This window comes from Thioalkalivibrio sp. ALJ4 (assembly GCF_000377225.1).
Taxonomy (GTDB): domain Bacteria; phylum Pseudomonadota; class Gammaproteobacteria; order Ectothiorhodospirales; family Ectothiorhodospiraceae; genus Thioalkalivibrio.
Window position 1 is genome coordinate 1036045 of sequence record NZ_KB897917.1, and the last position, 24888, is coordinate 1060932.

Annotated in this window: 26 protein-coding genes; 19 read left to right on the forward strand and 7 right to left on the reverse strand. The window is 67.0% G+C overall.

Features of this window, described 5'->3' with window-relative positions:
• Positions 1–263: 263 nt before the first annotated feature.
• Positions 264–953 (reverse strand): glutathione S-transferase family protein, encoded by a 690-nt coding sequence (locus C936_RS0104940; protein ID WP_018175396.1) that lies wholly within the window; start codon positions 951–953, stop codon positions 264–266.
• Positions 954–1062: 109 nt separating this feature from the next.
• Between C936_RS0104940 and C936_RS0104945 the strand changes: the two genes are divergently transcribed.
• The 12 genes from C936_RS0104945 to C936_RS0105000 all read left to right on the forward strand — a co-directional run bounded on the left by C936_RS0104945 (position 1063) and on the right by C936_RS0105000 (position 11427).
• Entirely contained in the window at positions 1063–1488 is a 426-nt protein-coding gene (locus C936_RS0104945; protein WP_018138605.1) for an RNA-binding S4 domain-containing protein, read from the forward strand.
• Positions 1489–1508: 20 nt separating this feature from the next.
• On the forward strand, positions 1509–1955 hold the full coding sequence (locus C936_RS0104950) for an NUDIX hydrolase (RefSeq protein ID WP_018175397.1): 447 nt from the start codon (positions 1509–1511) through the stop codon (positions 1953–1955).
• A gap of 76 nt (positions 1956–2031) precedes the next feature.
• Positions 2032–3417 (forward strand): polynucleotide adenylyltransferase PcnB, encoded by a 1386-nt coding sequence (gene pcnB / locus C936_RS0104955; protein ID WP_018175398.1) that lies wholly within the window; start codon positions 2032–2034, stop codon positions 3415–3417.
• The gene (gene folK / locus C936_RS0104960; RefSeq protein WP_012983411.1) at positions 3414–3944 is read left to right on the forward strand and encodes a 2-amino-4-hydroxy-6-hydroxymethyldihydropteridine diphosphokinase; all 531 of its coding nucleotides are present in this window, start codon (positions 3414–3416) and stop codon (positions 3942–3944) included. The genes pcnB and folK overlap by 4 nt, the downstream gene beginning before the upstream one ends.
• Positions 3941–4591, forward strand: coding sequence for a deoxynucleoside kinase (locus tag C936_RS0104965; protein WP_012983410.1), 651 nt, complete (start codon positions 3941–3943; stop codon positions 4589–4591). Before folK ends, C936_RS0104965 begins: the two co-directional genes overlap by 4 nt.
• Positions 4592–4627: 36 nt before the next feature.
• Positions 4628–5422 (forward strand): 3-methyl-2-oxobutanoate hydroxymethyltransferase, encoded by a 795-nt coding sequence (panB, locus tag C936_RS0104970; protein WP_012983409.1) that lies wholly within the window; start codon positions 4628–4630, stop codon positions 5420–5422.
• Positions 5423–5473: 51 nt separating this feature from the next.
• A complete protein-coding gene (panC, locus tag C936_RS0104975; RefSeq protein ID WP_018649260.1) occupies positions 5474–6355 on the forward strand; it encodes a pantoate--beta-alanine ligase in 882 nt (293 codons plus the stop codon).
• Positions 6356–6447: 92 nt separating this feature from the next.
• Positions 6448–6828, forward strand: coding sequence for an aspartate 1-decarboxylase (panD, locus tag C936_RS0104980; protein ID WP_018138609.1), 381 nt, complete (start codon positions 6448–6450; stop codon positions 6826–6828).
• 80 nt (positions 6829–6908) lie between these two features.
• Positions 6909–8069 (forward strand): ADP-forming succinate--CoA ligase subunit beta, encoded by a 1161-nt coding sequence (gene sucC / locus C936_RS0104985; protein WP_018138610.1) that lies wholly within the window; start codon positions 6909–6911, stop codon positions 8067–8069.
• Positions 8066–8941, forward strand: coding sequence for a succinate--CoA ligase subunit alpha (gene sucD, locus C936_RS0104990; protein WP_018175400.1), 876 nt, complete (start codon positions 8066–8068; stop codon positions 8939–8941). Before sucC ends, sucD begins: the two co-directional genes overlap by 4 nt.
• Before the next feature lie 9 nt (positions 8942–8950).
• Positions 8951–10645: an NAD+ synthase gene (locus tag C936_RS0104995; protein WP_018649261.1), complete on the forward strand. Its 1695-nt coding sequence runs from the start codon at positions 8951–8953 to the stop codon at positions 10643–10645.
• A gap of 443 nt (positions 10646–11088) precedes the next feature.
• On the forward strand, positions 11089–11427 hold the full coding sequence (locus C936_RS0105000; protein WP_012983402.1) for a P-II family nitrogen regulator: 339 nt from the start codon (positions 11089–11091) through the stop codon (positions 11425–11427).
• Positions 11428–11604: 177 nt separating this feature from the next.
• Here C936_RS0105000 and C936_RS0105005 read toward each other — a convergent pair whose 3' ends face one another.
• Positions 11605–12444, reverse strand: coding sequence for an outer membrane protein assembly factor BamD (locus C936_RS0105005; RefSeq protein WP_018649262.1), 840 nt, complete (start codon positions 12442–12444; stop codon positions 11605–11607).
• A gap of 98 nt (positions 12445–12542) precedes the next feature.
• On the opposite strand from C936_RS0105005, the gene rluD reads away from it, so the two are divergent.
• From rluD to C936_RS0105040, 7 genes are all read left to right on the forward strand, one after another.
• Positions 12543–13502, forward strand: coding sequence for a 23S rRNA pseudouridine(1911/1915/1917) synthase RluD (gene rluD / locus C936_RS0105010; RefSeq protein WP_018138614.1), 960 nt, complete (start codon positions 12543–12545; stop codon positions 13500–13502).
• Positions 13492–14277: a peptidoglycan editing factor PgeF gene (gene pgeF, locus C936_RS0105015; protein WP_018138615.1), complete on the forward strand. Its 786-nt coding sequence runs from the start codon at positions 13492–13494 to the stop codon at positions 14275–14277. Before rluD ends, pgeF begins: the two co-directional genes overlap by 11 nt.
• Positions 14278–14385: 108 nt before the next feature.
• Positions 14386–16968: an ATP-dependent chaperone ClpB gene (gene clpB / locus C936_RS0105020; RefSeq protein ID WP_018649263.1), complete on the forward strand. Its 2583-nt coding sequence runs from the start codon at positions 14386–14388 to the stop codon at positions 16966–16968.
• Positions 16969–17166: 198 nt separating this feature from the next.
• The gene (locus tag C936_RS0105025; protein ID WP_018649264.1) at positions 17167–18435 is read left to right on the forward strand and encodes a triacylglycerol lipase; all 1269 of its coding nucleotides are present in this window, start codon (positions 17167–17169) and stop codon (positions 18433–18435) included.
• Between the two features lie 103 nt (positions 18436–18538).
• Positions 18539–19702: a putative zinc-binding metallopeptidase gene (locus C936_RS0105030; RefSeq protein ID WP_018138618.1), complete on the forward strand. Its 1164-nt coding sequence runs from the start codon at positions 18539–18541 to the stop codon at positions 19700–19702.
• 27 nt (positions 19703–19729) lie between these two features.
• Complete coding sequence (locus C936_RS0105035) at positions 19730–21406, forward strand: BCCT family transporter (protein WP_018649265.1); 1677 nt, start codon at positions 19730–19732, stop codon at positions 21404–21406.
• A 112-nt stretch (positions 21407–21518) separates the two neighbouring features.
• Positions 21519–21806, forward strand: a complete 288-nt coding sequence (locus C936_RS0105040) for a hypothetical protein (RefSeq protein ID WP_017925760.1) — start codon at positions 21519–21521, stop codon at positions 21804–21806.
• Positions 21807–21855: 49 nt separating this feature from the next.
• Here the strand turns inward: C936_RS0105040 and C936_RS0105045 are convergent, their stop codons facing one another.
• The 5 genes from C936_RS0105045 to C936_RS0105065 form a co-directional block, all read right to left on the reverse strand.
• The gene (locus C936_RS0105045; protein WP_018138620.1) at positions 21856–22434 is read right to left on the reverse strand and encodes a hypothetical protein; all 579 of its coding nucleotides are present in this window, start codon (positions 22432–22434) and stop codon (positions 21856–21858) included.
• Positions 22435–22517: 83 nt separating this feature from the next.
• Entirely contained in the window at positions 22518–23516 is a 999-nt protein-coding gene (locus C936_RS0105050) for an NAD(P)H-dependent glycerol-3-phosphate dehydrogenase (RefSeq protein ID WP_018138621.1), read from the reverse strand.
• 16 nt (positions 23517–23532) lie between these two features.
• Entirely contained in the window at positions 23533–24069 is a 537-nt protein-coding gene (gene secB / locus C936_RS0105055; RefSeq protein ID WP_017925757.1) for a protein-export chaperone SecB, read from the reverse strand.
• 109 nt (positions 24070–24178) lie between these two features.
• Entirely contained in the window at positions 24179–24457 is a 279-nt protein-coding gene (locus C936_RS0105060) for a glutaredoxin domain-containing protein (RefSeq protein ID WP_018138622.1), read from the reverse strand.
• Entirely contained in the window at positions 24457–24885 is a 429-nt protein-coding gene (locus tag C936_RS0105065) for a rhodanese-like domain-containing protein (RefSeq protein WP_018138623.1), read from the reverse strand. The genes C936_RS0105060 and C936_RS0105065 overlap by 1 nt, the downstream gene beginning before the upstream one ends.
• Between the last annotated feature and the right edge of the window lie 3 nt (positions 24886–24888).

Sequence of the window (24888 nt, forward strand, 5' to 3'; positions counted from 1 at the left end):
GCGTAGCGCAGCGAGTTTCAGCGCCGCCGGCCCGAGGGTCCTGGAGTAAGGTTCCCGGGCGGAATCCGGGTGCCCTTCTTTGGGTACTTTCTTGGGCAAGCAAGAAAGTACCTCGGGGCGCGCTGCCGAAACAGCGCAGGCAGGCGGCGGACCGAAGCCACCGTAAACTCCAGAGGACGAACCAGGCCCAGCCACAAAGACGTGTGCTGCTGCCACGTCCAACCCGTCGGGGCCCGGGGGCCCGGGGGGCTGGAGGCCTGGCCTCAGGCCGTGTCGGCCAGGCGCGAGGCGATGTGCGCCGGGGCGAAGCCTTTCTGTGCGCGCAGGTAGGCGGCCAACCGCGCCGCAAAGTCACCGGAGACTGAGGTAGAGACCGCGTCCATGTCGCGCAGCATTTCCCAGCGCTCGGCCAGGCGCGGAAACGCCTCTGGCTCCCAGGGATTGTCGATGTCGTCGATCAGGCTGTAACGCAGCAGGATTGGCGCGAGGGTCGCGTCGATCAGGGTGAAGGCATGCCCCGTGAGCAGCGGATCGGCCGCCAGTTCCCGTTCCAGTCGCTCCAGCCCGCGCGAGGCCGCATGACGCTCCATCTCGAAGGCCTCTTCGTCCGCCGCCGTCATCCAGCGGTACTGCGTCATGGTCTGCTCGCCCAGGTATTCGATCCAGGCGCGCGTGCGGGCCTGCTGGAGCGGCGTGTCCGGCATCAGTGAGGGCGGGGTGATCGCATCGATATATTCGTTAATCACCGCCGATTCGAACAGCACGGTGTCGTGATCAACCTTCAGGATCGGCACCTTGCCGAGCGGAGATTGTTCGCGAAACCAGTCGGGCGGGTCCGCGAGATCGATATAGGTCACTTCGAACGGCGCCTGCTTGTATTTCAGCGTGATCACGCTACGCTGAACGAAAGGACAAAGGTCAAAGCTGATCAGGTGCAGATGCGGGAGTTTCATGACGTATCGAAGCCCCATGCGGGGCCCCATCCTCTGATGGTGGAAAGGCGCGCATTGTCCATGCCCGCGATCCGGCGGGAAAGTCCAGTGTCTCCAGTGCGAGGGTTCCTTGGCCAGGGCTGAGGCGCGCGCCGCGCCCGCCGGCGGGCTGCGCATCGACAAGTGGCTGTGGGCCGCGCGCTTCTTCAAGACCCGCGCGCTGGCCACCGAGGCCGTCAGTGGTGGCAAGGTCCATGTGAATGGCGAGCGCTGCAAGCCGGCGCGCCGGGTGCACCCGGGTGATCGCCTGACGATTCATCGTGGCCAGCAGACCTGGGACATCGACGTGCGGGCGTTGAATGATCAGCGTCGGCCCGCGACCGAGGCGCGCGAGCTGTATGCCGAGACGCCCGAGAGCACGGCCCGGCGCGAGGCCGAGTCCGAGCGCCGGCGCTCGGAGCGGGCGGTGGCCGACAGCGCGCCTATTCGCCGCCCGGACAAGCGCCAGCGCCGCCAGATCCGGCGTTTCATCCGCCAGGACGGACAAGACGAATGAGTGGCCCACCACAAACCCCCTTGCTGGCCGCGGATGTGGTGATCCATCACCCCGCTCACCCTGGCCGTGTCCTGGTGATCGAGCGACGCAACCCGCCCCATGGCTGGGCCCTCCCCGGGGGCTTCGTGGATGTCGGCGAGTCGGTTGAGCTGGCCGCCGTGCGCGAGGCCCTGGAGGAAACCGGTCTGGAGGTCACGCTGGAGGCCTTGCTGGGCGTCTATTCCGATCCTGCGCGGGATCCGCGCGGGCACACCGTCAGCGCCGTATTCGTGGCGCGCGGTGCGGGTGAGGCCCATGCGGCCGATGACGCCGCGGACTGTGCCTGGCTGGACCCCGACGATCACAGCCAGCCCCTGGTCTTTGACCATCGGCGTATCCTCGATGACTATCTGCGCTACCGCCTGACCGGCGAAACCGCGCCGCTGCGCCTGCAGTTGTCGGGGGCGGGACGAGGAGCCGGGACATGATGTTTGTCCGTCCGGTCCTTTCCCGAACCGGCTTGCTGTTACCATATTGCGCTTTCGTTCACGGAACCCGAACCGAGTGACTCAGGCCGATCCTGCAACCCCGTCCGCCGCGATCCCCGAACCGCGCGTGTATTCACGCGAGGAGCACGGCATCTCGCGTGCCGCGATCGACGATAACGCCCTGAAGGTGCTCTATCGCCTGCGTGATGCGGGCTACCGCGCCTGTCTGGTGGGCGGGGGCGTGCGCGACCTGCTGCTGGGGCGCGAGCCGAAGGACTTCGACATCGCGACCGATGCCACGCCGGACCAGGTGCGCGGGCTGTTCCGTAACTGCCGCCTGATCGGGCGCCGTTTCCGCCTGGCTCATGTCTTGTTCGGCCGCGAGGTGATCGAGGTCGCCACCTTCCGAGCGCCGCACGACGAGGACGAGGGCGGCGACGGGCAGGTGGCGCTGAGCGACGAGGGGCGCATCCTGCGCGACAACCGCTACGGCACGATCGAGCAGGACGCGGTGCGGCGGGACTTCAGCGTGAACGCGCTGTACTACGACATCGACGATTTCTCGGTGCTCGACTACACCGGCGGGGTCGAGGACCTGCGCGAGGGCGTGTTGCGCCTGATCGGAGACGATGTCGAGACGCGGCTGCGCGAGGACCCAGTGCGCATGCTGCGCGCGGTGCGTTTCTCCGCGAAGCTGGGGCTGCGCGTCGCGCCCGAGGTCGAGGCCGGGATACACGAACTCGCGGGCCTGATGCAGACGGTCGCCCCGGCGCGGCTGTTCGACGAGGTGATCAAGCTGTTCCACAGTGGTGCGGCGATCACCTGCCTGGATGAACTGGAGCGCTTCGGTCTGTTCGCGCCGATGTTCCCGGAGGCGGCCGAGTGCTTCGCCGATCCGGATGTGGGCGCCGAGCGGCGGCAGTTCCTGGTCGAGTCGTTGCTCAATACTGACAAGCGCATCAACGAAGAGCTTGGGGTCAACCCGGCGTTTCTTTATGCCGCGATCCTGTGGGCCCCGGTGCAGGTGGCGGCGACCCGGCGCATCGAGGACGGCGAGCAGGAGATCCCGGCCTGGCAGCAGGCGATGGCCGAGGTGCTGGATCACCAGGTGAAGACGGTGTCGATCCCCAAGCGCTTCAGCCTGATCGTGCGTGAGATCTGGGAGCTGCAGGCGCGGCTGGAACGGGCGCGGGGTGGCCGCGCGCTGCGCCTGCTGACGCATCCGCGTTTCCGAGCGGGATACGATTTCCTCTGCCTGCGCGCCCGCGCGGGCGATGCTGACCCGGAACTGTGCCGCTGGTGGACCGAGTTCCAGGAGAAGGACGAGGGCGAGCAGAAGAAGATGGCTGGGGGCGGCGGCAAGGGTAAGGGCCGTGCCCGCCGTGGCGGGCGTCGCCGAAAACGTCGACGCACGGGCGATGGCGAAGCCGGCAGCTCGAATGACGGCGGGGATGCGGCATGACCGACGCTGGTTTGCAGGTGTTCGTGGGCATCGGCGCCAATCTTGGCGACCCCGAGGATCAGGTGCGCGAGGCCTTTCGGCGCCTGGCCGGTGACGTGCCGCAGACGCTGCTGACGGGGCAGTCGCGGCTGTACCGAAACCCGCCGATGGGCCCGCAGGACCAGCCGGACTACGTGAATGCCGTGGCCCGGCTGCACACCCGGCTCGAACCCCTGGAGCTGCTGCATGCGCTGCAAGCGATCGAGGCCGACTGTGGCCGCGAGCGCGATGGCACCCGCTGGGGGCCGCGCCTGCTCGACCTGGACATCTTGCTGTACGGGGATCAGGTGCTGGACCTGCCCGGGCTGCATGTACCCCATCCGGGCCTGGCCGAGCGCGACTTCGTGGTCCTGCCGCTGGCCGAGCTGGCACCGGGTCTGAAGATTCCGGGTGAGGGCCTGATCGAGCGGCTCGCCCGCCGCTTCGATGGCGCCTCGCTGGTCGCGCTGGAGGACCCGAACGTTGCCCGTGCTGGAGGGCAGCGGTGAGTCTGAGCAACTTCGATTTTGTTGCGGTGGAAGGACCGATCGGGGTGGGCAAGTCCAGCCTCGCGCGTCTGCTGTCGGAACACCTGCGGGCTGAGGGGATTTTTGAAGCACCGGACGAGAACCCGTTCCTCGAGCGCTTCTACCAGGAGCCGGACAAACACGCCCTGGCCACGCAGCTGCATTTTCTGGTGCAGCGTGTGCGGCAGCTGACGCCGGTCAGCCAGAAGGGCCTGTTCGAGCAGCGCCACGTGGCCGACTACGTGATGGACAAGGACCCGCTGTTCGCCGAGCTCAACCTGCACCCTGACGAGCTGGAGATCTACCGCGAGATGTTTCGGCATCTGCGCGCGGGTCTGCCACGACCTGATCTGGTGATCTACCTGCAGGCGCCCGTGGAAGTGCTGCTGGACCGCATTCGCCAGCGTGCGCGACCGTACGAACGTCACATCGAGGCGCATTACCTGGAACGCCTGAACGCCGCCTATGCGGAATTCTTCTATCATTTCGAAGGGGCGGCACTGGTGATCGTGAACGCCACCGAGATCGACTGGGTGAACAATCCGGCCGACTTCGAACAGCTGGTGCAGTTCCTGGAGCCGATCCAGGGTGGCCGACACTATTTCAATCCGCTGCCGATCACGCTCTGACGTGCGGCAGACCGATCCCGCCCGGGAGGCAGACTGATGCGGCCGATCACGGTCAATACGCTGGCCAGGCGCAAGCAGGCCGGCGAACCGATTACCTGTCTGACGGCGTATGATGCGTCCTTTGCCGCGCTACTGGATCGCTGTGGCGTGGACGTCATCCTGGTCGGGGATTCGCTCGGCATGGTGGTACAGGGGCACCCGACCACGCTGCCGGTGACAATTGACGACATGTGTTATCACGTCGCAAATGTTGCTCGTGTGACCCATAACGCAATGATTATGGCGGACTTGCCGTTTCTTGGCGACGCCGATGCACCGACCGCGTTGCAGCAGTCCGGGGCCTTGCTGCGTGCCGGTGCGCACATGGTCAAGGTCGAGTGCGGTCTGGCCGAGCTGCCGATCGTCGAGCGCCTGGTGGCCGCCGGGATTCCCGTTTGTGCCCATCTGGGCCTGACGCCGCAGGCGGTGCATCGCATGGGTGGCTATCGTGTACAGGGTCGTGACCCGCACGCCGCCGCCGAGATGGAATCGCTGGCCGCACGCCTGGAAGCGGCGGGTGCCCAGGGCCTGCTCCTGGAAAGCGTACCGGAGGAGCTGGCGAACGCGATCGTGCGCGCGACCGATATCCCGGTGATCGGGATCGGCGCCAGCCCGCGCTGCGATGGCCAGGTCCTGGTGATCCAGGACGTGATTGGTCTGACGCCCGAGCCGCCGCGTTTCGCCCGCGACTTTCTGGGCGACGGTGGCTCGCTGGAGGGCGCAGTTCGCGCCTATTGCGAGGCGGTGCGTGCGCGCACGTTCCCTGAATCCGGCGTGCACACGTACCGTTAGTTCTTTCTTTTTTCCGTCCATGAGGACCCCGGCCCAAGAGACCCCTGGCCCATGAGAATCCTGCGTGACCGGCCCCAGTTGGTGGCCATGCATCGAGAATGGGCCCGCAAGGGCCGCGGAACCATTGCCCTGATCCCCACGATGGGGCACCTGCACGAGGGGCATATGACGCTGATCCGGCATGCCCGGGCGCGTTCGCAGCGCGTGGTGGTTTCGATTTTCGTGAATCCGATGCAGTTCGACCGCCCCGAGGACCTGGAGCGCTATCCGCGCACCCTGGAGGAGGACTCGCGCCTGCTGACCGAGGCGGGTGTGGACGCGGTGTTCTGCCCGTCGGAGGAGGATATGTACCCGGACGACGGCATGCCTCCAGTGCGGGTGGTCGTCCCGGGACTGTCGGAGATGCTGGAGGGGGCTTTTCGCCCGGGGCACTTCGATGGCGTGGCCACGGTGGTGACCAAGCTGTTCAATCTCGTGCGGCCGGATATCGCGCTGTTCGGCGAGAAGGACTACCAGCAGTTCAAGCTGGTCGAGCGCATGGTGCAGGGGCTGGATATCCCGGTACGGGTCGAGGCCATCCCGACGGTACGCGAGAAGGATGGCCTGGCCTGCAGCTCGCGCAACGACCAGTTGCCCGAAGAGGCGCGGGTGATCGCGCCGGAGCTCAAGCGCGTGCTGGACGAAGTGGCCACGGTCTGCCGGGGCGCGACGGCATTCGATGCCGAGCGCATCCCCGAGGTCGAGGGGCGTGCCTGCGATCGTCTCCGCGAGGCCGGCTTCGACCCCGAATACCTGTCCATCCGCCGCGCGCAGGACCTGGCCGAGCCGGAGCATGGCGTGGCGCTGGCCGATCAGGACCTGGTCGTGCTGGCCGCCGCGTGGCTGGCGGAAGTCCGTCTGATCGACAACGTCCGCACCCGCCCGACGAACTGATCCGTGCCCGATTCGGGGTGGGGCATTTGCCGCGCCTGGCACAATCGCGGATAATTTTGCGCCCCCAGAGGTTATCGCCGGGAAAATCGCCGATGCACGTCACCATGCTCAAGGGCAAGCTGCACAAGGCCCAGGTCACTCATTGTGAGCTGGAGTACGAGGGCTCGTGCGCCATCGATACGCGGCTGCTGGAAGCCGCCGGCATCCTGCCGTTCGAGCAGATCCAGATCTACAACGTGGACAACGGCGAGCGCTTCACCACCTACGCGATCGAGGGCGAGCCGGGCTCCGGCATCATCTCGGTCAATGGCGCGGCCGCGCACAAGGCGGCGGTGGGGCACCGCGTGATCATCTGCGCCTACGCGCAGATGGAAGCGGCCGAGGCCCGGGAATTCACCCCGAACCTCGTGTATCTCGACGCCCGCAACGCGATCGTGCGCACTGGCCACGGCATCCCGGTGCAGGCCGCCTGAGAAACCACCCCTCGCGTTCGCCCCCGCAGTTGTAGGGCCCGCAGTTGTAGGGAAATGGGCGCACCGCTATCCTCCAACCCATGAATCTCCACGAATTTCAGGCCAAGGCGCGCTTTCGCGACGCCGGCATCCCCGTTCCCGACGGACAGGTGATCACCCACGCTGACGAGCTTCCCGAGGCCTGGCAGGCACTGGGCGGCGAGCGTGTGCTGGTCAAGGCCCAGGTGCATTCCGGTGGGCGTGGCAAGGCCGGTGGCGTGGTGATGGCGGATTCCGCCGAGGCTGCGCGCGAGGCGGCGGAGAAGCTGCTGGGCTCGCGTCTGGTCACCGGGCAGAGCGGCCCCGAGGGCCTGCCGGTGGATCAGCTCCTGCTGGAGCCAGCCGCCGACATCGCCCGCGAGTTCTATTTCGCCCTGCTGGTGGACCGGGCCCGCGAGCGCCTGGCGCTGGTGGTCTCCGCCGAGGGCGGCATGGACATCGAAACCCTGGCCGCCGAACGGCCCGAGGCGGTGATCACCCTGCCGATCCACCCGGCCACGGGCGTGATGCCGTTTCACGGGCGGCGGGTTGCCTTTGCCCTCGGGCTGTCGGGCGAGCCGGCCAAGGCGATGGCCCAACTGGTGACCAATGCCCATGCCCTGTTCCAGCAGGTGGATGCGCAGCTGCTGGAGATCAACCCGCTGGTGCTGACCGCTGACGACCAGCTGCTGGCCATCGACGCCAAGCTGACCGTGGACGACTCCGCCGCCTACCGCCAGAAGGCACTGATGGCCGAACGTGACGCGCGCCAGCGCGACCCGGCCGAGGAACAGGCGCACGAGCACGACCTCAACTACATCCGCCTGGACGGCTCCATCGGCTGCATGGTGAACGGCGCGGGCCTGGCCATGGCCACGATGGACCTGATCAAGCACCACGGCGGCGAGCCGGCCAACTTCCTGGATGTCGGCGGCGGCACGACGGTGGAGCGGGTCACGGCCGCGTTCAAGCTGATCCTGTCGGACCCCTCGGTGAAGGCGGTGCTGGTGAATATCTTTGGCGGCATCGTGCGCTGCGACCTGATCGCCGAGGGCATCATCGCTGCAATCCGCGAGGTGCAGGTCCAGGTGCCGGTGGTGGTGCGGCTGGAAGGCACGAATGCCGAGCAGGGCCGCGAGGCGCTGGCCAGCTCCGGCCTGGACGTGATCCCGGCCGCGGACCTCGACCGCGCGGCGCGCACCGTGGTGGAGGCCGTGGCATGAGCATCCTTGTCGACCGCGATACGAAGGTGATCTGCCAGGGCTTTACCGGCAAGCAGGGCAGCTTCCACTCCGAGCAGGCGATCGCCTACGGCACCCGTCTGGTCGGGGGCGTGACGCCCGGCAAGGGCGGACAGACGCATCTGGACCGTCCGGTGTTCAATACCGTCGCCGATGCGGTGGCGCAGACGGGTGCGACCGTCAGCATGATCTATGTCCCGGCCCCGTTCGCGGCCGATGCGATCTGCGAGGCGGCGGATGCCGGCATCGAGCTGGCCGTGTGCATCACCGAGGGCATCCCGGTGCAGGACATGATCCGCGTGAAGCAGGTGCTGGCCGGCAGTCCGACCCGTCTGATCGGCCCGAACTGCCCCGGCATCATCACCCCGGATGCCTGCAAGGTCGGCATCATGCCCGGCTATATCCACCAGCGCGGGCGCATCGGCATCATCTCGCGCTCCGGCACCCTGACCTACGAGGCCGTCAAGCAGACCTCGGATCGGGGGCTGGGCCAGAGCACCTGCATCGGCATCGGTGGCGACCCGATCCAGGGGCTCGACTTCGTCGACTGCCTGCGCCTGTTCCGCGACGACCCGGAGACCGACGGCGTGCTGCTGGTCGGCGAGATCGGCGGCGATGCCGAGGAACGCGCCGCGCGCTATATCGAGAACGAGTTCGACAAGCCGGTGGCGGCCTACATCGCGGGCGCCACCGCGCCGCCCGGACGTCGCATGGGCCATGCCGGGGCGATCATCGCCGGCGGCCAGGGCACGGCCGAACAGAAGATGGCGGCCCTGCGCGCGGCCGGGGCGAGCGTGGCCGAGAGCCCGGCCGAACTCGGCCAGGCCATGCAGTCCGCGCTCGATCGCGCCTGATACGCCGCGATGGCGTCCACCGATGACCTGCCGCTGGCCCTGGCCCAGATCAACCCGATCGTGGGCGGGCTGGATACGAACCGCCACCTGATCGAGGACGCGATCGAACAGGCCCGCGCCGCCGGTGCGCGCGCGGTGGTCTTCCCCGAACTCGCCCTGACCGGCTACCCCCCGGAGGACCTGCTGCTGCGCCCGGCCTTCCTGCGCGCGGTGGAGCAGTCCCTGGCCGCGATTACACGCTCGGTAGCGGGCATCGACGTGATCCTTGGCGCGCCGGTTACCACCGAGAAGGGTCTGGTGAACGCCGCGCTGTGGCTGCGCGACGGCCACGAGATCGCGCGCTATGCCAAGCAGGTCCTGCCCAACTATTCGGTATTCGACGAACAGCGCTATTTTGTCGCGGGCGATCAGGCCTGCGTGGTTGAGCTGGCGGGCTGGCGGATCGGCCTGACCGTCTGCGAGGACATCTGGCAGGCGGCGCCAGCCGCTGCCGCACAGGCGGCCGGCGCCGAACTGATCCTGAACCTGAATGCCTCGCCCTATCATCGCGGCAAGGCCGAGGAGCGCCTGCAGGTGGTGGGCGCGCGGGTCGCCGAGATCGGCTGCCCGGTGGTCTACGTGAACCAGGTGGGCGGTCAGGACGAGCTGGTGTTCGACGGCCGCTCCTTCGTGCACGACGCCGCGCATGGCGCGCGCGCGGTGCTGCCGGCCTGGGCGACCGGGTATGCCCTGGTGCAGGGCCGGCGCGGACCGTCCGGGATCGAACTGCAGCCCCGTCCCGAGACCATGCACCTGTCCGCCTGCGGCATCCGCCCGACGCTGACCGACCCCGGCCCGGAGCCGGACGAGGCGGATGCCCGCGACCTCTACCAGGCCCTGATGATCGGCATCCGCGACTATGTCGCCAAGAATGGGTTTCCCGGCGTGCTGCTGGGCCTGTCCGGCGGCATCGACTCGGGGCTGACGGCCGCACTGGCGGTGGACGCCCTGGGTCCGGCCGCCGTGACGGCGGTGATGATGCCGTATCGCTACACCGCGTCGATGAGTATCGAGGATGCCGAGGCACAGGCCCGGCTGCTGGGTATCGAGTACCACGAGATCGCGATTGAGCCGATGGTGCAGGACTTCCTCGAGGGCCTGTCACCGGCGTTCGACGCGATGCCCGCCCATGCGGGGGATGTGACCGAGGAGAACCTGCAGTCGCGCGCCCGCGGGGTGCTGCTGATGGCACTGTCGAACCGCAGCGGCAAGCTGCTGCTGGCGACCGGCAACAAGTCGGAGATGGCCGTCGGCTATTCCACGCTGTATGGCGACATGAACGGCGGCTTTGCCCCGCTCAAGGATGTCTCCAAGCAGTGGGTGTACCGCCTGGCGCGCTGGCGCAATACGCGTGGCGCGGCGATCCCCGAGCGGGTGATCGAGCGTCCGCCCAGCGCCGAACTGGCGCCCGACCAGAAGGATGCCGATTCGCTGCCCCCCTACGAGGTGCTGGATGCGGTGCTGGAGGCCTTCGTCGAACAGGAGCGCTCGGTGGAGGAGATCGTGGCCGATGGCTTTGATCGGGCCACCGTGGAGCGCATCGCGCGGCTGGTTTTCCTGGCCGAGTACAAGCGCCGCCAGGCCCCGCCCGGGGTGCGCGTCAGCCGACGGGCCTTCGGCCGCGACCGGCGCTACCCGATCACCTCGGGTTATCGTCCGGATTGAGCGACACTCGACGCCGGACCCGAGCACCGTCATTGCGAGGAGGCGAAGCCGACGCGGCAACCTCTGTCCGGAGCCACCGATATTCGCCTTGGCCTATGCCGGGGGCATCCACGGAGATCGCCACGGCGCTGCGCGCCTCGCGATGACGGTTCTTCGGGATCCTGTCATTGCGAGGAGGCGAAGCCGACGTGGCAATCTCCTGAAGCTCGCAGAGCGCCGGGATCCGGTGGTTCCGGACGGAGGTGATTCGCTGCGCTCGCTCTGCGGGCCGGCCTGCGGCCGTTCAACGCGCTTCGCGCTTTTGTGCCGCGGCCCCTGCGGGGCCTCGCAAGGACGGGGGACTGGGACCGCTCAGGGGCAGATCCAGCACGGGGTCGGGGGTTTGATACACTGCCGGGGGTGAGATCAGCGCCCGCGCGGCGGGCACAACCAAAGGGATTCGCATGAAGAAGATCGAGGCGATCATCAAGCCGTTCAAGCTGGAGGATGTCCGCGAGGCCCTGACCGAGATGGGCATTGCCGGCATGACCGCGACCGAGGTCCAGGGCTTTGGCCGGCAGAAGGGCCATACCGAGCTCTACCGGGGTGCGGAATACGTGGTCGACTTCCTGCCCAAGGTAAAGCTGGAGCTGGTGGTGGATGACGACCGCGTGGACGCCTGTATCGATGCGATCGTGAAGGCCTCGCGCACTGGCAAGATCGGGGACGGCAAGATCTTTGTCTCCGACATGGCCCGCGTGGTGCGTATCCGTACCGGCGAAGAGGGTAGCGAGGCGCTGTAACCCTCGGCCTCGGGCTTTGTCCCGTCATTGCGAGGAGCGCAGCGACGAGACAATCGGCCGGCTCCGGTAATCCCCGGATTCAGGCCTGCGGGTTCAGGAAACCGATTGCCGCGTCGCCTTCGGTTCCTCGCAATGACGGTTTGATTGCGAAGCCGGGGGAGTGCGGATGCTCCCCGGTCAGTTCGTGAAGAACGGCAAGCGGTCGAACACGCGCCACAGGCCGCCGCGCTGCTCGCGGGTCTCGATCGGTTCGCCCGCGCGCACGGCTACGGCGGCGTCGGGATAGTTCAGTTCCAGGACCATCATCGTCGCGTCGGCGTAGTCCTCGAGCCCCAGTTCGGTATAGGCACGCCACAGCACGCCCAGGGCCTGTGGCTGGACCTCGGCACCGGGGTAGGTGGCCAGCAGGTGACGCGCGCGCTCGGCGCCCGCGACCCAGGCGGTGCGCTCCATATAGAACTCGGCCACGCGCAGTTCGTAGGCCGCCAGCGCATTGCGGATATAGACCATCCGCAGGTAGGAATCCTGCGCGTAGCGGCTGTCGGGAAACTCGCGGATCAGACGGTCGAAATCCTGGAAGGCTTGCTCGAAGGGTTCCGGGTCCATCTCCGCCGGATCCCGCGGGAACAGGTTGGCGAGGAAGCCCCGCTGGCGGTTGAAGTTGATCAGCCCGCGCAGGTAGTACGCATAATCCAGGTTCGGGTGGCGCGGATTGAGCTGGATGAAGCGGTCCACCGCGGCGATGGCGGCCTCCGGCTCGCGCGCCTTGTAGTAGGCGTACGGGATCTCGATCTGCGCCTGCTGGGCATAGCGGCCGAACGGGTAGCGAGCCTCGAGGATTTCGTAGTATTCGACGGCCTGATCGTAGTTCCCCTCGTTCAGGGCGTTCTTCGCCTCGCCGTAGAGCTGACTGGCGGACCAGCCCAGCGTCGGGTCCTCGCGTCCGGCGCAGCCGGCAATCACAAGTGCCAGGAGCAGGACGGCGAGCAGGCGCAGCAGGTTTGGAGCAGAAATCACGATGGGGCCTCGCAGATGAAGCGGTGTCCGCGGATTCTACAACATCATGCCGTGCCTGGCCGTTCGCGGGTGCGGGAAAATCGAGACGAGTATCGCCAATGAACGAACCGCGATCTGCGGAACTCCCCGAGGAAGAGGCCGGCCAGCGGCTGGATGCCGCGCTGGCTAGGCTGTTCCCGGAGTATTCGCGCAGCCAGCTGACCCAGTGGCTGAAGGAAGGGGCCTTGACTGTGAACGGTGGCCAGCCGAAACCGCGCACGCCGGTGCAGGGCGGCGAGCATGTCGTGCTGGAGCCCCCGGAGGCCCCGGTCCTGGAGGCCGAGCCAGAGCCCATTGCGCTGGATATCGTCCATGAGGACCCCGCCGTACTGGTAATCAACAAGCCGGCCGGGCTGGTTGTGCACCCGGCGGCGGGGCATCGTGCCGGTACCCTGGTCAATGCCCTGCTGCACCATGACCCGAACCTCTCGCAGCTGCCGCGCGCCGGGGTGGTGCACCGGCTGGACAAGGACACCACCGGGCTGATGGTGGTTGCGCGTACGCCGCAGGCGCAGACCGCGCTGGTGCGCCAGTTGCAGGAGCGTACGGTCCACCGCGAGTACCGGGCACTGGTGCAGGGTCGCGTGATCAGCGGTGCCACCATCGAAGAGCCAATCGGCCGTCATCCGGTGGATCGCAAGCGCCAGGCGGTCACGGGCGGTGGCAAGCCGGCGGTGACCCACTATCGGGTAGCGGAGCGTTTCCCGGCTCATACCCTGCTGAATGTGCGACTTGAGACCGGGCGTACCCACCAGATCCGCGTGCACATGGCGCATATCCGGCACCCGATCGTGGGCGATCCCGCCTATGGAGGGCGCCCGCGCCCGGTGCGTGGCATGGGCGAGGCGGCGAAGGGGGCGCTCGCGGCCTTTCGCCGTCAGGCCCTGCATGCGGCGCGACTGGAATTCGAGCATCCTGACAGTGGCGAAGTGCTCGCCTTCGAGGCACCCGTGCCCGAGGATTTCGAGGCGCTGCTCGTCGCCCTGCGTACCGACCGGGAGGCCGAGAATGACCGCTGAACTGATCCCCACGCTCGCACCGGACTTCGGAGACCTCCCGTCGGGTGTCTGGGCGGTACAGAGCACGCGGGAGGGGGGCGTGAGCACGGGCCCCTGGTACTCGCTGAATCTCGCCCTGCATACCGGCGATGACCCCGAACATGTCGCCGAGAACCGCTACCGCCTGGAACACAGCCTGGGGATCGCGGAGCCCGTCGCCTGGCCGCGGCAGGTCCACGGCACGCGCGTCATCCGGGCCGAGGACCTGCTGGAGGCGTGGGAGCAGGGCGAGGTGATCGAGGCCGATGCGGTATTCACCGACGCGCCCGGTGTGGTCTGTGCGGTGCAGACGGCGGACTGCCTGCCCGTCGTGCTGGCGACCGACGATGGCGAGGCGGTGGCCGTGGCCCATGCCGGCTGGCGCGGGCTGGCCGACGGGGTGCTCGAGGCGGCCGTCGAGGCCCTGCGCATTACTCGCCCCGAGGCGGAGATCCGCGCCTGGATGGGGGCGGCGATCGGCCCGGGGGCCTTCGAGGTCGGGCCGGAGGTGCGTGATACCTTCCTCGATCACGATGTCGAGGCCGCGCCCGCCTTCCGTCCCGGCCCGAACGGGCATTTCCACGCGGACATCTACGCGCTGGCCCGGCACCGGCTGGAGCGCGTCGATGTCGTGCAGGTGGCAGGCGGCGGGCGCTGCACCTATTCGGAGGTCGGGCGGTTCTACTCCTACCGCCGGGACGGCGAGACCGGGCGCATGGGCACGCTGGCCTGGATTGGACATCTGGACGAGGAATGACGGCGCGCCACGTGTTCTAAATTCGGTGGCTATCCTTGAAGCGACGGGCATTGCCCCCATGGTTCGTGTCAGTTCATACAGATTTGACCGAGGGGTTTCCCAATGCGAATGGATCGCCTGACCACCAAATTCCAGTCCGCGATCGCCGATGCGCAGTCACTTGCCGTTGGCCGCGACCACCAGTTCATCGAACCGTCCCACCTGCTGCTGGCCTTGCTGGACCAGGATGGCGGTACCGTGCGCCATGTACTCGACCGCGCGGGCGTCAACGTGCGCCAGCTGCGCTCGGCGCTGGGCGACGCGCTGGACCGCATGCCCCGCGTCGAGGGCGCGGCCGGCGAGGTCCATGTCTCCAATGACCTGGGCCGGTTGCTGAATGTCTGCGACAAGCTGGCCCAGCAGAACAAGGACCAGTACATCTCCAGCGAGCTGTTCCTGCTCGCCGCCGTCGACGAGAAGGGCGGCGTGGGCGAGATGCTGCGCGATGCCGGCGCCAACAAGGACGCACTGGACAAGGCCATTCATGACATTCGCGGTGGCAGCCAGGTGGACAACCCGGATGCCGAGGAGAGCCGTCAGGCGCTGGAGAAATACACCACCGATCTGACCGAGCGTGCGGAGCAGGGCAAGCTGGATCCGGTCATCGGGCGTGACGAGGAAATCCGCCGCTCGATCCAGGTGCTGCAGCGCCGCACCAAGAACAACCCGGTGCTGATCGGCGAGCCGGGGGTTGGCAAGACCGCGATCGTCGAGGGCCTGGCGCAGCGCATTATCAACGGCGAGGTGCCCGAGGGGCTCAAGGACAAGCGCGTACTGGCGCTGGACCTGGGTGCGCTGCTGGCCGGGGCCAAGTACCGAGGTGACTTCGAGGAACGGCTGAAGTCCGTGCTCAAGGAGCTGTCGCAGGAAGAGGGTCGCGTGATCCTGTTCATCGACGAGATCCATACGCTTGTAGGCGCCGGCAAGGCCGAGGGCGCGATGGACGCAGGCAACATGCTCAAGCCGGCGCTGGCGCGTGGTGAGCTGCACTGCATCGGCGCGACCACGCTGGATGAATACCGCCAGAACATCGAAAAGGACGCCGCGCTGGAGCGCCGCTTCCAGAAGGTGCTGGTCGACGAACCCAGCCAGGAAGACACCATCGCCATCCTGCGCGGACTGAAAGAGCGCTACGAGGTCCACCACGGAATCGAGATCACCGACCCGGCGATCGTCGCCGCCGCGCAGCTCTCGCAGCGCTACATCACCGACCGCCAGTTGCCGGACAAGGCGATCGACCTGATCGACGAGGCGGCCAGTCGCATCAAGATGGAGATCGACTCCAAGCCGGAGTCCATGGATCGCCTGGAGCGCCGTCTGATCCAGTTGAAGATCGAGCGCGAGGCGCTGAAGAAGGAATCCGACGACGCCTCGAAGAAGCGCCTCGACACCCTGGAGGGCGAGATCGAGCGCCTGGAGCGCGAGTACTCTGATCTGGAAGAGGTGTGGAAATCCGAGAAGGCCTCGGTCTCCGGTGCCGCGCAACTGAAGGAAGAGCTCGAGCGTGCCCGCATGGAGCTGGAGACGGCCCGCCGCGCCGGGGATCTCTCGCGCATGTCGGAGCTGCAGTACGGGCGGATCCCGGACCTGGAGAAGTCCCTGGCCATGGCCCACGAGATGGAAAGTCAGGAGACCAAACTGCTGCGCACCAAGGTGACCGACGAAGAGGTCGCCGAGGTCGTATCACGCTGGACCGGCATCCCGGTCTCCAAGATGCTGGAGGGGGAAAAGGACAAGCTGCTGCGCATGGAGGAGGCGATCGGTGCCCGCGTGGTCGGTCAGTCCGAGGCGGTCAATGCCGTGGCCAATGCCATCCGTCGCTCGCGGGCGGGCCTGTCCGACCCGAATCGCCCGAACGGCTCGTTCCTGTTCCTCGGCCCGACCGGCGTGGGCAAGACCGAGCTGACCAAGGCGCTGGCCAGCTTCCTGTTCGACACGGAAGAAGCGATGGTGCGCATCGACATGTCCGAGTTCATGGAGAAGCACTCCGTGGCGCGGCTGATCGGGGCGCCCCCGGGCTATGTCGGCTACGAGGAGGGCGGCTACCTGACCGAGGCCGTGCGCCGCAAGCCGTACTCCGTGATCCTGCTCGACGAGGTCGAGAAGGCGCACCCGGATGTCTTCAACGTGCTGCTGCAGGTGCTGGATGACGGCCGCCTGACGGACGGGCACGGGCGCACCGTGGACTTTCGCAACACGGTGATCGTGATGACCTCCAACCTGGGGTCGCAGCAGATCCAGGAGATGGCCGGCGAGGAGAACTACGCGGCGATGAAGGGCGCGGTGATGGAGATCGTCGGGCAGCACTTCCGCCCCGAGTTCATTAACCGTGTGGACGACGTGGTGGTGTTCCATCCGCTGGAGCGCGAGCAGATCCGCGCGATCGCCGACATCCAGTTGCAGTACCTGCGCAAGCGTCTGGAAGAGCGCGACCTGGGGCTGACCATCACCGACGCCGCGCTGGACCACCTGGGGGCCGCGGGCTTCGATCCGGTCTACGGGGCGCGTCCGCTCAAGCGGGCGATCCAGACCCAGCTGGAAAACCCGCTGGCGCAGTCGCTGCTGGCAGGCGAGTTCGGCCCTGGCGACACCATCGAGGTGGACATGGCCGGCGAGCATCTGGCCTTCACCCGCGCCGCAGCGGCCGCCTGATTCGGCCCGCTTTCTTCCGCAACCGACAAGGCCCGCCCCGCGCGGGCCTTTTTTGTTTGGGGCGCGCAGGGGCGGGTACCACAGCGGCGGTTAACAGCAGGCGATTTGGCGTGTGCGCCGCTATCCTGAGAGGGACAGGTGGGCGGCGAGATGCACGAGCCGCTTGTTGGACTAATCCGGGCGGGCAGGAAGGCGGACATGGACGGAGCAAGGATTGCCGCACTGGTGCTGGTGGCGTGGTGGCTGACGGGCTGCGGGCTGTGGGATGCGCGCGGACAGATGCAGATGATGGGCCAGGCCTGCACGATTGCCGGAACCGTGATGGCGGATGACGAGGTCCCGGGACCTTATGTGGTCGCGGTATTCCGCGCGCCGATGGAGGAGGGTGCCGTGCCGGAACCGGTGGACCACATGGTGAGCGCTGGAGGTGGCGAGTGGTTCTTTGGCCTGGCGCCGGGGCGTTACCAGGTCCTGGCCTTTGCCGACCCCGAGCGTGACGGGCGCCACGAGGCGGGTGCCCCGGTGTACCTGGCAAACGAGGGTGGCGTGCTGGAATGCCCTGCGGGTACGCGTTTTGGCGATATGGAGATCCGGATCGGGGGCGAAGGGGTCGCGGCACATGCGATCGCGTTGTCGCCCGCGCGCGAGCGGGGTCCGGAGGGCGGCCCCTTCAGCGTCGGTGGGGTCACGGCGTTCGGGGAAGTGACTACGCTGGATGACCCGCGTTTCGACGACGATGTCGCGCGCGGGAGCCAGTGGCGGCCGCTGGATTTCATGCTGGCCGGCTATGCCGGGGTCTATTTTCTCGAACCCTACGATCCCGACCGCATCCCGGTTTTGTTTGTACACGGTATGAACGGCTCGCCGCGAGGGTTCGCCGAACTCATCCACCAGCTCGATCGCGAGCGTTACCAACCCTGGTTGTACTACTACCCGTCCGGGTTGCCCCTGCAGTCCATCGCGGCCCACCTGGCGCAGACCCTGGAAGAGCTGGAGCTGCGCTATGACGTGGAGTCCCTGCCGGTCGTGGCGCACAGCATGGGGGGGCTGGTGGCGAAGGGCTTTCTGCATGAGCGCGAGCGGCGGGCGGCGCCGGCCCGGATCCCACGCATGATTGCGTTGTCCACGCCCTGGCACGGGCATGCCGCCGCGCAGTCGGGGGTCGATCGTTCGCCGGTGGTGATCCCGGTCTGGCGTGACATGGCACCCGGCAGCGAGTATCAGCGCCGACTGTTCGAATCGGAACTGTCGGGGGAGACGGAGCTGCACCTGCTATTCAGCTTTCGCCGTCCGGATAGCGGAGGACGCGCAGGGACGGATGGCGTGCTCACGCTGTCGACCATGCTGTACCCCCCGATACAGGGGATGGCGAGCAGCATCTACGGCGTGAATACCACGCATGCGGGGATTCTGACAGACCCGCTGGCGCTGAAGCGGGTACAAATGCTGCTCGAACCAGACCCCTGAGTGGGCCTTGAGGGCCAGAACGTGCGCGACGCATGCAGCGGTTTTGGCGTAGGCTGAAAGCCGTGCCGCGAATCGCCGCGGCACGGCTTTTCGGGAGGTCGTAATGCAGCTGTTCGAGTGTGAAGGCTGCGGTAGTGTCATTTATTTCGACAATACCTACTGCAATGGTTGTGGACGGCGGCTGGGCTTTCTACCCGACCGCCTGGAGCTGTCGGCGTTGGAGATGGCCGGGGATGCGCTTTTCTCCTCCGGGGAGCCGATCCCGGGCGGGCTGTGGCGTGTCGCGGGCGAACCCGATGGGCCGCTTTATCGCCAGTGCCGCCACTACGCGGTGGACGCGGTCTGTAACTGGATGGTGCGCCACGATGACCCGGAGGGCTATTGCCGCGCGTGCCGGCTGAACCGCACCATCCCCGATCTGAGCGTGCCGGGCAATGCGCGCCTGTGGGAACGGATGGAGACGGAAAAGCGGCGCCTGGTCTACAGCCTGTTGCGCCTGGGGTTACCCGTTGTGTCCAAGCAGACGGACTCCGCCGGCGTGGCGTTCGATTTTCTGGCCGACCCGAACCCTGATTTCCACGAGGGCGGCGGCGTGGTAACCGGGCATGCGAACGGCGTGATTACACTCAACATCGCGGAGGCGGACCCGTCCGTGCGCGAGAGCATGCGCGAGGCCATGGCCGAGCCCTACCGCACCATCCTCGGACACTTTCGTCATGAATCGGCGCATTACTACTGGGACCGTCTGATCCGGGGGACGCGCTGGCACGAGTACTTCCGTGGCCGCTTCGGCGATGAACGCATCGACTACGACGAGGCGTTGCGCCGCCATTACGAGGATGGGCCGCCCAGCGACTGGCAGAACCATTTCGTGTCCGCCTATGCAAGCTCCCATCCCTGGGAGGACTGGGCCGAGACCTGGGCGCATTACCTGCATATCGTCGACGCCCTCGATACGGCGGCGGCCTATGGCATGGATGTCGCGCCCAGTGTTGGAGAGGCGGCGAGGCTTGGGCCGCAGGGCGGGCAATCGCATTTCGATGCCTACGCCACCGACGATCCGGATGCCCTGGTCGCGCACTGGCTGCCGCTGGCCGCAGCCCTGAACAGCCTGAACCGCAGTATGGGGCATGCCCATGTCTATCCATTCGTCTTGACACCGGAGGCGATCTCGAAGCTGGGCTTCGTGCATCGGGTCATCCAGGATTTTCGTACCGGTAACCGTTCCGCAGGCGAGCGGGAACTGCTGCACACGCATCGCGTCTGAGGGCCGGACACTTCAGGGAGGAAGCGGATGTACAACGTCGCGACCCGAGGACCGTTCAAGGGACTGAACCCGCGCGTAGCCCCGATCGCGCTGCTGCTGGTGGTGCTGATCGCGCTGTTTGCGATCTACCGCACGGATGAACTCGAGCGGGTGGTCTCGGACGCCCGCACCTTTCTGACGCCTTTCCTCGAGTGGTACTACGTGGTCGCGATGGCCGTGTTCCTGGCCATCGTGATCTGGCTGGGCGTCGGCCGCTACAAGGATGTTCGTCTTGGACGGGATGACGAGGTGCCGGAGTTCACCACCGTGTCGTGGCTGGCCATGCTGTTTGCCGCCGGCATGGGCGTGGGCCTCCTGTTCTGGGCGGTGGCCGAGCCGCTCAGTCACTACGGGGGCAACCCGTTCCTGCTGGACAATGGCGAGACGGCCGAGGCCGCCGACATGTCCATGGTGCTGACCTATTTCCACTGGGGTCTGAATGCCTGGGCGGTGTTCGCGCTGCTGGCGCTGATCCTGGCCTACTTCGGCTTCCGCCGGGGGCAGCCGCTGGCGCTGCGCTCCGCGCTGCATCCGCTGATCGGAAAATACAGCCACGGCTGGCCCGGCGACATCGTCGACCTGCTGGCGATCCTGGCCACGGTGTTCGGGATCGCGACTACCCTGGGGCTGGGTATTCAGCAGCTGGATACCGGGTTGGTGCATACCCTGGGGATTTCCGGTGGCGAGAACGGGCAGCTGTTCCTGGCAGCCCTGCTCACTGTTATTGCGATCGTTTCGGTCATTACCGGCGTCCAGGTCGGCGTACAGCGGATTTCCCAGGCCAATATGTGGCTGAGCGTGGCGCTGATGGGCCTGCTGCTGATCTGGGGGCCGACCCAGTATCTGCTGGCACTGTTCGTGCAGTCCTCCGGCAGTTACCTGCAGAACCTGCTGGGGCTCTCGCTGTACACCCACGCCCACCAGACGGATCCCTGGCATTCCGACTGGACGGTGTTCTACTGGGGCTGGTGGCTGGCCTGGGCGCCGTTTGTCGGGCTGTTCATCGCGCGCATCTCGCGCGGGCGCACGCTGCGCGAATTTGTCCTGGGCGTGCTGCTGGTGCCTACGGTCATCACCTTTTTCTGGCTGGCGATGCTGGGCGGTACCGCGCTGCATGCCGAGGTCGAGGGGATCGCGGATATTGCCGACAAGGTCTCCGAAGACCTGACCATGGCCACCTTCGCGACCATGGATACGCTGGAGCCCTGGCTGGTGGCCAAGGTCGGGGGCGGGCTGATCACGATCCTGATTGCGACCTACCTGCTGACCTCCGCCAACGCCGGGATCGTCGTGATCAATACCCTGCTGGCCCACGGTTCCACAGAGCACCGCAAGCGGCATCTGACCATCTGGGGTGCGTTGATCGGCCTGATCACTGCGGTGTTGCTGCTGGCGGGCGGGCTGGAGGTCCTGCAAAGCGCAGTGATCCTGGCGGCCCTGCCATTTTCGCTGGTGATCCTGATGATGATCGTGGGGCTGATCCGGGGGCTGGAGCAGGAGCGCTGGGCACCGCGCCCGGGCGAGCGGTCGATCCTGCCCAGCGAGCCCTGGCAGGTGCCGGCGGATCGCGTTAGCGAGGACTATGACACCGAGGATGATGCCCCAGAATCCGGTCCGGACGACGATAATCCGGAAGATCAGGGGCCACCGCCGCGGCCGTGGTGAGGGTCGGGCGATTCGCCGGTCGTGATGGAAAGTCCCGCCGGCTTTGCGTTCACTTTTGGACGCGGCGACCTTGCCTTAGCCTGTTCACACATTCGATAACCGAGAGAGCACCATGAGCGACGATACCCTGCAGCTGTCCGGCGACCTGATCCAGAAGATCCAGGACGTTCTGGTCGAGACCGATCCCAAGGCCCAGCAGCCCATCGTGGCCGTGCAGTATCTGAGCGCGATCACTGGTTTTCTGGTGGCGCAGATGCCGGAGTCGGTGAACGAGCGCAAGGAGTATCTGAAGCAGCTCTCGCAGTTCACCGAGTCGGTGTTCGTGGATATGGAGAGCCGCAAGCAGGCCGCCCCGCCGCCGCAGGAGGCCAGTGGCGTCTGGCGCCCGGGCGATAACTAAAGTCCGTTTGTGCCCGCCTGAGTGGGGGCATGAAGCCGGAGGCTGGGGCTCAGTCGTCCTCGGCCTCGCCCTTCTTGCGTGAGCGCATCTGGCGCAGCATGGCTTCCTGCTCGTTGAAGCTTGGCATGCGCCGCTTGCCGCCCACGTCGCGATCGCGCTCATTCGCCCCGGCGGGGCCCGGGTGCCCGGCGCGCTCGCCTTCCTTGATCGACTGGTATTCAGTCAGTTCGCGCTGGGCGTCCTCGTCGCTGGTGTAGCGGCCGCGATAATCCTGGGGCGGCTTGTGGCCCTTGCGCAGGAACACCTGCTTGCGCAGTTCCTTGTTGTAGTCGGTCACGCGGCGGTCGATCCAGATCAGATCAAACGCCGCCCAGGCCACCATGGCACCCGTCGGGATCAGCCACCACCAGCCAGCCACTAGCCAGGCCACGATCAGGATTGCCGCACTCAGGCCAATGTAGCCCGCGCCCCCCAAAGGTTCGCGCAGATAGAAACGGTGCAGTCCCAGCGGAAACAGGACCCAGGCGACGTAGGCGGGCGGGCGCGCGCGCATCTCGGCCGCGAGTTTCGCGTTGATCGCCTGCAGGCCGCCGCCCTCGAGATCCAGTTCCTTCCACGCCTTGCGCATGGGTGCCTCCCAGCTGTGGACAATCGTCCGTGCACGGTAACGAACTGTGCCGGCATGCGCGATTGTTCGGGTTCGGCTCGGGGTTACCCGGTCGGGTTCTCGTGGGTCGGATCGCGTTCCAGCAGGCGGCGGGCGGCCTCGCGTACCGGTCGCCCCTGGTAAAGCACGGCGTGGACCTCCGCGGAGATGGGCATGTCCACCGACAGGGCCTCGGCGCGCGTGCTGATCTGGCGCGCGGTCTCGACCCCCTCGACCGACTGGCCGATACGGGCGCGGGCCGTCTCCAGGTCATAGCCCTGACCCAGTAGGCGCCCCAGGCGACGGTTGCGCGACTGGTCATCGGTGCAGGTGAGGATCAGATCGCCGAGACCGGAAAGCCCGGTCAGCGTGCCCGGCTGGGCCCCGACCGCCTCGCCCAGGCGCTGCATCTCGGCCAGACCGCGCGTCATCAGCGCGGCGCGGGCATTGCCGCCGTAGCCCGCGCCGTCGGCGATCCCGGTCGCGACCGCGAGGACGTTCTTCAGGGCTCCGCCCAGCTCCACACCAATCACGTCGTGATTGCGATAGATGCGCAGGGCGTTGCCATGCAGTGCGCCAGTCAGGCGGTCCAGGCTGTGTTCGCTCTGCGAGGCCGCCGTCAGTGCGGTGGGCTGGCCGCGGGCCACCTCTGCGGCGAAGGAGGGTCCGGAGATCAGCGCGGGCGGGAAGCCGGAGCCCAGTTCTTCCTCGGCGATCTCGTGCAGCCAGGCCCCGCTGGATGTCTCCAGTCCCTTGGTGGCCCAGGCGACCGTCTGCCCTTCACGCAGGCGCGGCTGCATCCAGCGCAGGGTCTCGCGAAAGGCCCCGGACGGGACCGCGATCAGCACCAGGTCGACATCGTCGATCACACCGGGGGCGGCGCTGATGGAGAGGGTTTCGGGGAAGGGGATGCCGGGCAGATAGCGGGCGTTCTCGCGCGCGCGGCTCAGCCGCTCGGCGGCCTCGTCCTTGCGGACCCAGAGCACGACGTCCTGGTGCAGACGCGCGGCGTGGATCGCCAGCGCGGTGCCCCAGGAACCGCCACCCAGGAGTGCGATGCGCACGGGTGCGAGCCCCGGATCAGGCCTGGGAGGTCGACTCCGGCGCGGCCGCCTGCGAGTCGCCGGATGCCTTTTTCTGGTCTTCCAGGTGTTGCTGGTACAGCGCCTCGAAGTTGACCGGCTGCAGCAGCAGCTGCGGGAAGCCGCCCTTGAGTACCAGGTCCGCGACCGTTTCGCGGGCGAACGGGAACAGCAGGTTCGGGCAGTAGGAGCCCAGCAGCTGGTTGAGCTGGTCGCGGGGGAAGCCGCGGACGATGAAGACCCCGGCCTGGTTGATCTCGACCAGGTAGGCGGTCTTGCCGTTGGACTCGGTGGTCACGGTCAGTTTCAGCTCGACCTCGAACACGCCTTCTTCTTCGCGAATCGGGCGGGCGTTGGTGTTCAGCTGAATGTTGGTGTCGCCCTTCCACTCGTTCAGAAAGATCTCGGGGGCGTCCGGCGACTCGAACGAGATGTCCTTGATGAACACCTTCTGGATGGAGAAGCCGGGGTTGTCCTGGGAGTTGCCCTGCGCGCCCGCGCCGTTACCGCTGGTGTTGGAGGTTTCTTCAGCCATGATGTTGTTCCGAGTCGTGGAGAATGGGATTCGTGTGCGGGAATCGTAAAGGAATGTGGCGCCGGATAGGAGTCAAGAGGCGGGTGAGTTTTCCCGTCGTCCTGGGGGCTCAGGCGTCGCTGGTGCGCGCGATGCCGGCCGCTTCGGCCATGCGTTGCAGTTCACCGGAGCGATCCAGCGCCTGCAGCTCGTCGTATCCGCCGATATGGGTGTCACCCAGGAAAATCTGCGGCACCGAGCTGCGGCCGGCCCGCTGTTCCATCTCCGCGCGCGCCCCGGGTTCGCGATCCACCGGGTGGTCGTCGAAGGGGTAACCGTGGTGGATCAGCAGCCGGCGGGCCAGCAGACAGAACGGGCAGCGGACCGTGCCATAGACCTCGAAGCGCATTACTTCTTCTTGATCGGCATGCCCGCGGATTGCCAGGCCTGGATGCCGCCCTGGAGGTTCACGACATCCTGGAACCCCGCAGCGGTCAGCTGTGAGGCGGCCATCGCGGAGCGGTTACCGCTGCGGCAGTACACCACTACGGGCTTGTCCTTGTACTTGGCGATGTCGTCCATGCGCTTTTGCAGGCTGCCCACCGGGATGTGCTTGGCCCCACCAATGCGGCCGGAGGCGATCTCGTTGTCCTCGCGCACATCCAGCACCAGGCTGTCGTCCTGATTGATCACGCGCACGGCCTCGCTCGGCGAGAGGGTGCGGTACTTGCGGGTCAGGCGGCGGAACTCGGTGAACAGGATCATCCCGACAACTGCCAGCAGGGCACCGGTCAGGATCGGATGATTGGACAGGAATTCAGGGAGTCTTTCGAGCATTCA